This is a genomic window from Lysinibacillus sp. A1 (genome assembly GCF_000801965.1).
GTDB lineage: Bacteria > Bacillota > Bacilli > Bacillales_A > Planococcaceae > Lysinibacillus > Lysinibacillus fusiformis.
This window is the reverse complement of record NZ_JSZM01000023.1, coordinates 21434-34283: the sequence shown is the minus strand read 5'-3', so window position 1 is coordinate 34283 and position 12850 is coordinate 21434. Positions and strand designations below refer to the sequence as shown.

General features: G+C 39.3%; 10 protein-coding genes. All 10 read right to left on the bottom strand.

The window, feature by feature from the left end:
- Positions 1-17 precede the first annotated feature (17 nt).
- The gene (gene rlmD, locus PI85_RS17755) at positions 18-1382 is read right to left on the bottom strand and encodes a 23S rRNA (uracil(1939)-C(5))-methyltransferase RlmD (protein ID WP_036127377.1); all 1365 of its coding nucleotides are present in this window, start codon (positions 1380-1382) and stop codon (positions 18-20) included.
- A 246-nt stretch (positions 1383-1628) separates the two neighbouring features.
- Positions 1629-2654, bottom strand: coding sequence for a cytochrome d ubiquinol oxidase subunit II (locus tag PI85_RS17750; RefSeq protein ID WP_036120662.1), 1026 nt, complete (start codon positions 2652-2654; stop codon positions 1629-1631).
- A complete protein-coding gene (locus tag PI85_RS17745; protein ID WP_036120665.1) occupies positions 2651-3997 on the bottom strand; it encodes a cytochrome ubiquinol oxidase subunit I in 1347 nt (448 codons plus the stop codon). Before PI85_RS17745 ends, PI85_RS17750 begins: the two co-directional genes overlap by 4 nt.
- 447 nt (positions 3998-4444) lie before the next feature.
- A complete protein-coding gene (locus tag PI85_RS17740; protein WP_036120668.1) occupies positions 4445-5359 on the bottom strand; it encodes a diacylglycerol kinase in 915 nt (304 codons plus the stop codon).
- Positions 5360-5422: 63 nt separating this feature from the next.
- The gene (locus PI85_RS17735) at positions 5423-5989 is read right to left on the bottom strand and encodes a thioredoxin family protein (protein ID WP_036120671.1); all 567 of its coding nucleotides are present in this window, start codon (positions 5987-5989) and stop codon (positions 5423-5425) included.
- 161 nt (positions 5990-6150) lie between these two features.
- Entirely contained in the window at positions 6151-7578 is a 1428-nt protein-coding gene (gene gatB, locus PI85_RS17730) for an Asp-tRNA(Asn)/Glu-tRNA(Gln) amidotransferase subunit GatB (protein ID WP_036120675.1), read from the bottom strand.
- Between the two features lies 1 nt (position 7579).
- Positions 7580-9043, bottom strand: coding sequence for an Asp-tRNA(Asn)/Glu-tRNA(Gln) amidotransferase subunit GatA (gatA, locus tag PI85_RS17725; protein ID WP_036120678.1), 1464 nt, complete (start codon positions 9041-9043; stop codon positions 7580-7582).
- Positions 9044-9067: 24 nt separating this feature from the next.
- Complete coding sequence (gene gatC / locus PI85_RS17720; RefSeq protein ID WP_008173651.1) at positions 9068-9355, bottom strand: Asp-tRNA(Asn)/Glu-tRNA(Gln) amidotransferase subunit GatC; 288 nt, start codon at positions 9353-9355, stop codon at positions 9068-9070.
- A gap of 234 nt (positions 9356-9589) precedes the next feature.
- Positions 9590-10729 (bottom strand): CamS family sex pheromone protein, encoded by a 1140-nt coding sequence (locus PI85_RS17715; RefSeq protein WP_036120681.1) that lies wholly within the window; start codon positions 10727-10729, stop codon positions 9590-9592.
- A gap of 106 nt (positions 10730-10835) precedes the next feature.
- Positions 10836-12839, bottom strand: coding sequence for an NAD-dependent DNA ligase LigA (ligA, locus tag PI85_RS17710; protein ID WP_036120684.1), 2004 nt, complete (start codon positions 12837-12839; stop codon positions 10836-10838).
- Between the last annotated feature and the right edge of the window lie 11 nt (positions 12840-12850).

The following is a 12850-nucleotide window of genomic DNA, read 5'->3' as shown; positions in this document are numbered from 1 at the left end:
ATGCCGTTCGTAATATGCTACTTTCTCACAAGCCACGCAACCGCTTCACAATGTGTGGAGTGCGGGAACATATCTACTGGTTGAATTTCTTGTGTTTGGTAGCCGCCATCCTCCAAAATTCGAAGGTCGCGTGCTAGTGTAGCTGGGTTGCAGGAGACATAGACCACTCGCTTTGGTCGTTGCTCTAAAATGGTTTTTAAAAGTGCTTCATCACAGCCTTTACGTGGTGGATCAACTACCAGTACGTCTGCTTCCTTTCCTTCCTTATACCATCTTGGTATAACTTCCTCAGCTGGGCCGGCCTCAAAATAAGTATTTGTAAAACCATTTAGGACCGCGTTACGTTTGGCATCTTCTATCGCTTGTGGGACAATTTCAACGCCCATGACTGCCTTTGCCTTTTGTGCAAGGAACAAGGAGATCGTTCCAATCCCACAATACGCATCAATCACTCGTTCATCCCCTTGCAAGTTTGCATAATCAAGTGCTTGTTTATAGAGGACCTCCGTTTGCTCTGGGTTGACCTGATAGAAGGAGCGAGCGGAAATTTCAAAGCGTACGTCGCCAATTGTGTCAATAATGACGTCCTTGCCCCAAAGGTTCAGTGTGTCATCACCAAAAATCACATTCGTTTTCTCATGATTCACATTTTGCATAATTGAAGTGACGTTCGGAACAAGCTTTTGAATTACTGCAATGGCTGCTTCTTTTTGTGGAAATTTTTTCTTTTTCGTCACAAGGACAACCATGACCTCACCTGTTGCCCGTGCTTTACGAATGACAACATGGCGCAACATGCCTTCGTGGGAAAGTTCATTGTATGGGCGCATGCCTATCGCTACTAATTCCTTTTTCAAGCCTGCTAAAATTGCATCTGCTTCTCCTGTTTGAATCAAGCAACGCTCCATATCCACAATGCTATGCGTCTTTGTTTTATAGAAACCAGCAATAGCTTGTCCTGCTTCATTTTCAGAGAAAGGAATTTGCGCTTTATTACGATAATGCCAAGGCTCTTTCATTCCTTTTACAGGCAGAACAGGCGCATCAATTTTACCAATGCGTTGCATCACATTGCGCACCATATTTTCTTTCCATTTGAGCTGGCCCTCATAGGATAAATGCTGTAATTGACAGCCCCCGCATTGCTTAAAGTAATCGCATGGAGCTTCTACTCGATCGGGTGATGGCTTAATAATATCTACAACTTTTGCAAAGCCATAATTTTTTAAAGTTTTCATCACATGGATTTCGGCTGTTTCGTTCGGAAGTGCGCCTTGTATAAATAATGGATAGCCATCCACCTTAGCGACACCATTGCCATCATGTGTTAAGTCTTCTATATAAACTGAAAGTCGTTCATTCTTTTTCACGGGTGCTGACATTCGTACATCCTCCATTTCAATCTCCTTATTGTAGCATGTGTTGGCGAATGAAAAAAGAACAAGACCTGCCCGTTATACGGTTCTTCTAGCTAACTTGAAAAAAGAGCCGCTATTCGCGACTCTTTCCTTGCTCTTTTGTTATATGATAATCCCTTGGTGCCCACCAAAATGCACACAAGATTCCAAGAATGACGACAATAAAAGGCGCATAAAAAATTAAAAAACTTTGCATATACTAATTTCCTCCTATGCGTGATTGTCTTCTTTTCCGGTCACATAGTTTTTATTGAACAAGAATAATTTCATCAATAAATAAAGTGATGGAAGTAGGAGACACAGTCCTAAAATAAAGGCAATGATTAAAGCAATTGCCATTTGTGTACTTGTGAAGCCATCATAAATCGTTAAATATGGATACAGTAAATATGGATATTGCGCAATACCATAAGCGAAAAATGCTACCGCAAATTGAGCAATCAGAAGTGCAACTGCAAGCCCATATTTTTTACGCATGGCAATGAGGAACACTGTAATCATAAATAATATGGCTGATATTGCAAACATCCACCATAAATTCACCATGTGACTATAACTTTCAGGGTTAATGGACTTCATCTCATACATGATGCCTAATGCGCTGATCATCAAAGGAGCTGCCCATAAAAGTGCATATTTTCTCATTAGCTTCGTTGCTTCCTTGTCATTCGCTTTATGAGCATACCAAGTTAAGAATACTGCAGAAATGTAAAGTACAGCGGCAATACTCAATACGACAATGCTCCAAGCAAATGGACTTGTATATAAAGTCCAATAGTTTAAAACAGGCTGCCCGTTAATGAGATCCACATACCCTCCACCAGCAATGGCAAAAACAACAGACAACGATGCAGGAATTAATAAACCTGCTACACCATAGGTCAGCGTGTACCCAATATGTCCTCTTGTACCATACGATTCAAAGGCATAATAGGAACCTCGAATGGCTAATAGTACAAGGGAAATGCTGACGGGTATAAGTAAAATGGTTCCGTAGTAAAAAGCAGTTTGCGGGAAAAATCCTACGATCCCTACAAAGAAGAATACCAAAAAGACATTGGTTACTTCCCAAACAGGCGATAAATATCGTTTAATAATATTCGTTAAAATATGATTCTTCCCAATCAGTAGGCTATAGGCGTTAAAGAAACCGGCACCGAAATCAATCGATGCGACAATGACATAGCCAAATAGAAAAATCCACAATACTGAAATACCTAGAATCTCTAATGTCATAGGATGTCACCGCCTTTTTCAGAGTGACGATCTTCAATCTCACGCTCAATAGGATTCTTTTTAAACATTCGCACCAAGACGACAACACTTCCTACCGCTAATACTGCATATACACCTGCAAACAACAATAGCATTAAATCCACATGGTCACTCGTTGTGGCCCCTTCTGGAGTTCGCATCAAGCCATAAAGAATCCAAGGTTGACGTCCAACCTCAGCAAGCCACCAGCCCGCTTCAATAGCAATGATAGAAAGCGGCCCCCCCGCCACAATGATCCATCGATACCAGCGTGAATGAATAAACTGCCAGCCCCGTGCTTTCCCTACAACATACAGTAATGAAACTAGCACCATAAACATACCTATGGACACCATAATATCAAAGAGATAATGAATATAGAGTGGTGGTAGATCCTCTTCCTCGAATTGATCTAATCCAATTACCTCTGCATTAGGATTAAAATGTGCAAGAATGCTTAAAGCATACGGAATTTTGATGGCATATTTCACTTCTTCTCCATCTAGCACGCCAAATAAAACAAGAGAAGCCTTTCCTTCCGTTTCAAAATGCCATTCCGCTGCAGCTAATTTTTCTGGTTGATATTCCGCTAAGTATTTTCCTGAGAAATCTCCAATCACAGCTGCTGCAATGGAGAAAATTAAACCAATTTTCATCAGTAACAGTAATGCTTTTTTATGGTATACATGTTTCGATCCTTTAAGCATTCGGTATCCTGCTATAGCGGCTAAAACAAATGCAGATGTCATATACGCTGTTACGAGTACATGCGCCACCTTTGTTGGCATAGCAGGGTTAAACATCGCTAAGAAGGGTTGAATATTAACAAGGTTCCCGTCAACAATATCGAAGCCTCTCGGGGCATTCATAAAGGCATTTACGATTGTAATAAATACAGCCGACATCGATGCACCTACTGCAACTGGAATTAACAATAGCATATGCTTTTTCTGACTATCGAAGCGGTCCCAAGTATATAAATAAATGCCCAAAAATATAGCTTCAAAGAAAAATGCAAACGTTTCCAAAAAAAGTGGTAATGCAATGGTTTGACCAGCTAGTTGCATAAAGTTAGGCCATAATAATGATAGTTGTAAACCAATTGCCGTTCCCGTCACAACACCCACCGCGACCGTAATGACGAAGCCACGTGCCCAACGTCTGGCCATTAAAATATAATGCTCATCATTCTTTTTATACCCAGTCCATTGAGCAATCATGATCATTAACGGGACACCGACCCCTATCGTTGCATAAATGATGTGGAACGATAAAGTTAACTCAGTTAATGCACGACTCCAATAGACTGCTGATTCGTTTATCATCTCATTGCCCCCTAGCTCCCAAATATTCTTCCAAGAATGGAAAGTAGCATAATGATTGCAACACCAAAGCTTAGCCAAATAAGCTTCTTCTCCTGTGACTTATACAAAAGCAACACTTCCTTTCCCTTATCCATACCCCATTTTCCACTATTACAACGAAAAAAACCTTTATAATGGACCGATATTTCAGCCTATTAATAAGGTTTCAAATTTTGTTCAAGTAATATACGCACATTTGCCAAACATTTTTCTTAATTCATTCACAATTCCTAATTCTAAAGGTTAGACTTACTACATATTCAATTTTTCGCTGCGGGCTATTTGCTTTACTCTATTATCTTTTTGGTCGTTTGATACGAAAGCTTAGGTGGAGTTTTTCAAGAGTACGCTGAATCCTTTATACTAAAAAGCTCATCCTCGTTAAAACGAAGATGAGTTTTTCATGTATTATATACGGTCCTCTTCGCGAATATCTGCAAGAGGGACAAAAATTTCGATATGACGCTTTAAATTTTCAAAGGTAGCTGGAGCGTCTCCGCCATATTCACCATCTAGATTAAGATGTACTTCGTTTTCAGTAGTGACTTTGACAACACTCGCTTTTTTGTAAATGACACGGTCATCATTTAAATGTTCGCCTCTTAATGCCATAGCCGCTAGTTGAATAAACTCAGGTAGGCTAACCTTCTTTAACACTAATAATGTAAAGAATCCATCATTGATACTTGCATCTGGTGCAAGTTTTTCAAAGCCTCCTACAGAGTTGGTTAAACCACATAAGAACATCATGGCATCCCCGTCAAACACTTCCCCATCATATTCTATACGCATATGAGAGGCTTTGATGGATGGAATCATTTCTACTGCCTTTAAATAGTAGGCTAACTGCCCAAGCATTGTTTTCATTTTACTTGGTACTTCATATGTTAGCTCCGTAATCCGTCCGCCAGCAGCAATATTGATGAAATAGCGTTCGCCATTTAATAGACCGACATCCACTGGCAATGTATCACCTTGTATAATAATGTCTACCGCTTCATCAATATTTCGCGGGATATGCACGGCACGGGCAAAATCATTTGTAGTGCCCATTGGAATTAGACCAACTTTCGGACGGTTTTCAAATGGACTTACACCTGAAACAACTTCATTTAAAGTGCCATCTCCACCAACTGCGATGATTATATCAAAGCCACGGTCTACTGCATCTTTTGCTGCAAGTGTTGCATCGCCTTCACCGGTTGTTGCGTGACAGGATGTTTCATAGCCTGCTACTTCTAATTTTTCCAACACCTCTGGTAGATGCTTCTTAAACGCTTCGCGTCCAGATGTAGGATTATAAATGATTCTTGCTCGTTTCATAACATACCTTCCTGCTTCATAAGATTCTATTTCATTCAACGATTTACTCGCTAAAATGTTGCTTTACTTTTGTAACGCGTTTGTCACCTGTTTTTTAAAGTCTTCATAGACATACGTCCAATATGCTTGGTTCGTTATATTTTCCTCACGAATCTCCGCATAAAGGGCCTTTTGAGCTTCTTCAAATGTTGGATCTTCTTTATCTGGTAAGCTTGCACGCTTCGTTACAACAAGCTCTTGTAATTCAGGTGCACGTGGACCCCATTTTCCAATCACCTCACCAGTACTGCTATCTAATAGCAAGTAAATTGGAATAGCACGACCTCCATTTGTTAAATAACGATCAATTAGATCTGTATCCGCATCACGGAACACTGTACGCATGTCCAATCCAGCTGCTTCAGCAACACGACGAACGATTGGATTGTTTAACATAGCATCTCCGCACCAATCTTCCGTAATCGTTAAAATTTTTGGTTGCTTGTCTTTTAATAATTCAATAAAGCCATCGTTTGTTGGCACTGCAAAGTCGTCATAAATGCGGAAGCTCTCTTCTTTAAGAGTCGTCATATTGTCCATATATTGTTGAATCGAAATAGCTTCATTAAAATATTGTTGTTCTGTTTTCATTGGTTCTCGTCCCCCTTATAATTATCTATTCTATATTTTGCTATGAAAACTCCTTTTAAACAACTATTAAGTGTTACAAATTTCAATTTTGTTACATTTATGAAAAATAATAGCCGAGAAAGCGATTAAGCTCTCTCGGCTACTATGTTTACAACGATTAATTATCGTTTGGCAATTTCTTGTTGCAATAATTTATTGACCATAGGTGGGTTCGCTTGACCTTTAGTAGCTTTCATAATTTGACCAACTAAGAAGCCAATAGCACGATCCTTACCATTTTTGAAATCCTCGATAGACTGTGCATTGTTATCTAAAACTTCTGTAACAATGGCTAGTAAAGCACCTTCATCAGAAATTTGAACTAAGCCTTTTGCTTTTACAATTTCTTGTGCAGAACCGCCATTTTCAACTAATTCAGCAAACACTTTTTTACCGATCTTAGAAGAAATAGTACCATCCGTGATTAATTTCACCATTTCAGCAAGGTTTTCAGGTGTTAATGCCGTATCCTTTAAGTCTTTTTGTTCTGCGTTTAAATAAGCAGAAACATCCCCCATCAACCAGTTAGCAGAAAGTTTTGCATCTGCACCGTTGACGATCATGGACTCGAAGAAGTCAGAAATTTCCTTAGAAATAACAAGAACCCCTGCATCATATGGTGTTAGTCCTAGCTCTTCAACATAACGTTTTTTACGAGCATCTGGAAGCTCTGGAATTTCTGATTTTACTCGCTCTAGCCATGCATCATCAATAGAAAGACGAACTAAGTCTGGCTCTGGGAAGTAACGGTAATCATCTGTTCCTTCCTTCACACGCATTAAAATAGTTTTACCCGTTTTTTCATCGAAACGACGAGTTTCTTGGTCGATAACGCCACCTGATAATAATACATCTGCTTGACGTAATTCCTCATGCTCTAACCCACGACGAACATAGTTGAAGGAGTTCAGGTTTTTAAGCTCTGTTTTTGTACCAAACTCTTCTTGACCATAAGGACGAATAGAGATGTTGGCATCACAACGAAGTGAACCTTCTTCCATTTTACAGTCAGACACATCTGTATATTGGATAATTGATTTTAATTTTTCTAAGTAAGCATACGCTTCATTTGGCGTACGAATATCCGGCTCAGATACGATTTCAACAAGCGGAGTACCTTGACGGTTAAAGTCTACTAGTGAGTGATCCCCAGCATGTGAAAGTTTACCTGCATCTTCTTCCATATGAAGACGAGTAATACCGATACGCTTTGTATAGCCATCTACTTCAATATCAATCCAGCCGTTTTTACCGATTGGTTTATCAAATTGTGAAATTTGATAAGCTTTCGGATTATCAGGGTAGAAGTAGTTTTTACGGTCAAATTTTGTTTCTTGTTCAATTTCCATATTTAATGCAAGAGCTGCACGCATAGCGAAATCTACCACATTTTTATTAAGAACTGGTAGGACACCAGGATAACCTAAATCGATTACTGTTGTATTTGTATTTGGTTCAGCACCAAAGTGAGCAGGTGCTGGTGAGAAGATTTTTGAGTTTGTTTTTAACTCAACGTGTACTTCTAAACCAATGACTGTTTCAAAGTTCATGTTATTTTCCCTCCCACATTTGAGGAACTTGTTTATGGAACTCCGTTGCTTGTTCAAAAGCATGAGCTACACGGTAAATAGTTGCTTCATCGAAGTATTTACCAATAATTTGTAAACCTAATGGTAGTCCGTTGTCCAAACCACATGGAATGGAAATAGCAGGTACACCCGCTAGGTTCATCGGAATTGTTAAAATATCATTTGCATACATTGTCATCGGATCATCCACATTTTCACCAATTTTGAAAGCTGGTGTTGGTGATGTAGGTCCAATGATGACATCGAAGTCTTCAAATACTTTGTCATAGTCTGCTTTAATCAGTGTACGTGCTTGTTGTGCTTTTTTGTAATACGCATCATACGTACCTGCGCTTAATGAATAAGTTCCAAGCATGATACGACGTTTTACTTCATCCCCAAAACCTTGTGCACGTGTTTCTTTATAAAGGTCCATTAAATTTGTCACGTTGTCTGCACGGAAACCATAACGGATACCATCGAAACGAGATAAGTTAGAAGACGCTTCAGATGAAGAAAGAATGTAGTACGCTGCAAGCGCATATTTCGAATGAGGAAGTGATACTTCTTCTACAGTCGCACCTAAGCCTTTTAATACCTCTAATGCCTCAAGCACTGATTGACGTGCTGCTTCGCCAACACCTTCACCAAGGAATTCCTTTGGTACTGCGATACGTAAGCCTTTAATATCACCAGTAAGGGCTGCAGCATAGTTTGGCACCTCTACGTCAGCAGAAGTAGAATCATTTGGATCTAAGCCTGCAATAGCCTCAAGTAATAACGCATTATCTTCAACATTGCGTGTAATGGGTCCAATTTGATCTAAAGAAGAGGCGAATGCCACTAGACCAAAACGAGACACACGACCATATGTAGGTTTCATCCCTACAACTCCACAGTAAGCTGCTGGTTGACGGATTGAACCACCTGTATCGGAACCAAGAGAGAATGGAACTTCTCCTGCTGCTACAGAAGCTGCAGATGCACCTGAAGATCCTCCTGGCACGTGATTTAGATTCCATGGATTTTTTGTTGTTTTATAGTATGAGTTTTCATTAGATGAACCCATTGCAAACTCGTCCATGTTTAGTTTACCGACTGTAATCATACCAGCTTCACGTAGCTTGTTGACAACAGTTGCATCATAAATTGGCATAAAGCCTTCCAAAATTTTTGAGGCACAAGTTGTTTCTAAGCCTTCTGTTACGATATTGTCTTTCACACCAATCGGAAGACCAAATAGCGGTCCACGCTCTTCAAATGGTACTTTATCCATTTCAGCTGCTTGTGCAGTTGCTTTTTCTTCGTTTGAAGCAAGGAATGCTTGTACATCGCCATCAAGCTTTGCAATGCGCTCGTATGCTTCTTTCGTTAAGTCAGCGATTGATAAGTTACCTGCTTTAATTTCCGCTTGTAACTCCTTAGCTGAACGTTCAAATAACGTCATGAGGAATCCTCCTATGTTTTAGTATTACATGATAGCTGGTACTTTTACTTGACCATCTTCTTGTTCTTTTACGTTTAACATCATTACTTCACGGTCTAGACCTTTCACTGCAACATCTTCACGCATTACATTGACTAATGGTAAAACATGCGTTGTAGGTTCAACATTTGCTGTATCTAGTTCGTTTAATTGCTCTGCAAAGTCAGTAATTTTACCAAGCTGTTCAGCAAACTTCTCAGCTTCCTCTTCAGTAATTGCAAGACGTGCTAAATTTGCCACGTGCTTTACTTCTTCTTTTGTTAATTTAGCCATTTTTTACACCTCCGAATACTTGCTCCATTTATTGTTTTTATTGATAACAATTGGGTTGGATAAAGTTTTAACCATGCCAATAATCATAACATTTTTCCTATTAAAAATCACAACTTTCACCAAAAATATAGAAACTTTCACTACTATAACGAAGTGTTGTTAATCTATACCAGTTGTTTTCCTTTAAGTATCTCTATCTACATAAAAAAATAGTCAGCACAAAGGCTGACTATTTTATTCATAGACATGTACATAAGGATCCGTATCATTGGCCTTTTTATTGATTAATGCCTCTGGACCATTGACAGAAGTGATACTCACCTCAACATGAATATTATTAAATCGATTGATTAAAATACCTGTCAAATATTGTGTAAATCCAATGATTTCTGCTTTACCGAAAAATTGAATAGGAATTTCGATCGTCAGTTTTTGAATTTCTTTATTGCGATAGAAACCTGTACCAATAACACTTGTATAATTTGAGAAATATTTATCAACATCTTGCTTAAAGATTTTGAAGTTTTTACTCACGTCTCGATAAACATCCTGCGAATCATCTGTTGGGAATAATACATAATTTTCATCTATCCCTTCCCAATCAGCAATGTTGTTCTGCCCAGCTTTTGCTACACCATAGCTGAAATAGGCGCCAGGAATAATCTGATTGCGGGCTTGTTGCTTAAACAAGCCAACAACAATTGGGATATCCTTTAGCTCATCACGTGTACGTAAACGTGAAACAATCTCAGCAGCCATTTTTTTGCCTTGTTCAACAAGCTCAGACTCTGATATTGGTTCCTCGTAATATTCGCCATACTGTTCTTTTTGATAATAATAAATAGAGTTAAGCGCAAGTCCTATTGAAATTCCACCTAATTTCACTTTATTATCTTTAGTTTTTGTTAAGTAATTTTGCTCAACAATATGAGATAAGTAAATAGGCGCCTTTTTTGCTCGCTCTTCGGGGGTCATTGTATCAGTTGTCGGTGGATTTAATCCATCTTCTGTCTGAGAGCTTCGAGCCAGCCAAGAGCTCACTGTACTTTCAGCTAAATATTGACCCTCTTGGAAGTAATAGTTTTCAGTGTCAAACTCATGGTGAGAGAGACGCATTAAACCTGCTTCTACTTCCTTCATATCATATTTCGTATAAATATTAGATACAACTAGACCTCTACTGGCACTCTCTTTATAAGGAATAAGTGTCTTATAATAAGATTCATCAATTTGTATGCTGGGGATAATAGTTGTTTCAGTTTTTTCATCTTGTTGTGTTTCCTGCGTAAGCTCTGTTCCCCCTTCATTAGAAGGTACACAGCCGACTAACATTGCAGCTGCTACAAGTGCTGGAATGAGTCGAAAAGACTTCATTTTATTTAGTGCTCCTTTACTCATATTCAATTTGGTTCGACGAATCACTGATAATAATCATTAGCATAATTCATACCTTTCTTGGGGTATGTCATCAGTGTATTTATTAGATGAGGTTAAGTTGTTCAATTAAGTTTTCTTCATTCCAAACTTCAATACCTAATTGCTCAGCCTTTGCTAGCTTAGAGCCTGCATCCTCGCCTGCGATAACAAGGTCCGTTTTTTTGCTGACACTGCCTGTGACAGTCCCACCTAACTCTTCTATTTTCGCCTTTGCTTCGTTACGTGTCAATTGCTCAAGTTTACCAGTTAAAACAATTGTTTTTCCTGCAAAAGGATTATCGCCTACCACTACTTCTACTTTTTTTCCTTTAAAGGTCATATTCACGCCTACCTCAGCAAGACGTTCAATGACTGCACGTGCGTCATCGTTTGAGAAATATTCAACCAATGAAGATGCCATTTTATCACCAATCTCATAAATAGCCACAAGTTGTTCCTCTGTTGCTGCCATGACAGCTTCCATCGAACCAAATTGCTCTGATACGATTTTTGCAGCCTTTTCACCAACATGACGAATTCCTAGACCAATCAATAAACGCTCCATCGAGTTTTCCTTCGAGGCTTGAATCGCATTGACTAAATTGGTGGCAGATTTTTCGCCCATCCGTTCTAGTTCAACCAATTGCTCTATTGTTAAATGATATAAATCAGAAACATCATGTATGAAGTCTGCACGTAATAACTGCTCAACTACTTTATCTCCAAGGCCATCAATATTCATAGCATTACGAGATACAAAATATTTAATGCTTTCTGCAATTTGAGCAAAGCATGCAGGATTTACACAGCGTAAAGCAACTTCACCCTCAATACGAATCAATTCGCTATCACATACCGGACAATTTTGGGGCATCTCAAACGGCACAGAGTTTTCAGGACGCTGCTCGATTAGCACACCGACCACTTGTGGAATAATATCACCAGCTTTTCGAATAATGACTGTATCCCCGAGGCGTATATCTTTCTCTCGAATCAGGTCTTCATTGTGTAATGAAGCTCGTTGCACTGTTGTCCCCGCTACTTGAACTGGCGTTAAAATAGCTGTTGGTGTGACAACCCCTGTACGTCCCACTGTTAAATCAATATCTAGTAATGTCGTGACAACTTCCTCTGCTGGGAATTTATAAGCAATGGCCCAGCGTGGACTTTTTGCCGTATAGCCCAGCTCATCCTGTTGAGCATAGCGGTCGACTTTTATAACGATCCCATCAATTTCATAGGCTAAATGTGGACGGTTTTCTGTCCAATGCTCAATAAAGGCCATTACTTCTTCGATTGTAGAGCAGCGCTGCCGCTCTTTATTGGAAGGGAAGCCTAGATCCTCTAAATAATCAAGCATTTCTGCATGTCCGTCGATACCATAAACCTCACCATCACCACCAATGGCATAGATGAAAGTCGATAGTTGGCGACTTGCTGCAATTTTAGGGTCTAACTGCCTCAAAGAGCCTGCAGCAGCATTACGTGGATTAGCAAATAATTCTTCACCATTGTCAGCACGTTGGGCATTTAATTTTTCAAATGATTTTTTTGGCATGTACGCTTCACCGCGTACTTCTATTGTAATCGGTTCTTTTAAACGGAGTGGTATCGCATGAATGGTCTTTAAATTGGCTGTAATTTCTTCCCCTACAACACCATCTCCTCTTGTTGCGCCTTGGACAAACACGCCATTTTCATATTTTAACGAAATGGCAAGACCATCTATTTTCAGCTCACATACATAAGAGAAATGATCCCCAATAGCCTGTCGAACCTTACGATCAAATTCTTGTAAATCTGCTTCGTTAAAAGCGTTTGATAGACTTAGCATCGGGTAATCATGTGTCACCTTTTTAAAGCCTTCTACAACTGTTCCTCCAACACGCTGAGTAGGTGAATCGGGAAAAATAAGTGATGGATTGGCCTCTTCTAAGGCAATCAATTCATGCAATAATTGATCATAAACACTGTCAGCAACGACCGGTTTATCTAGTACATAATAGGCATAACCATATTCATGTAATAATTTATTTAACTCCGCTATTCGTTGTTCTATTTCGTTCATTTACGTTCCTC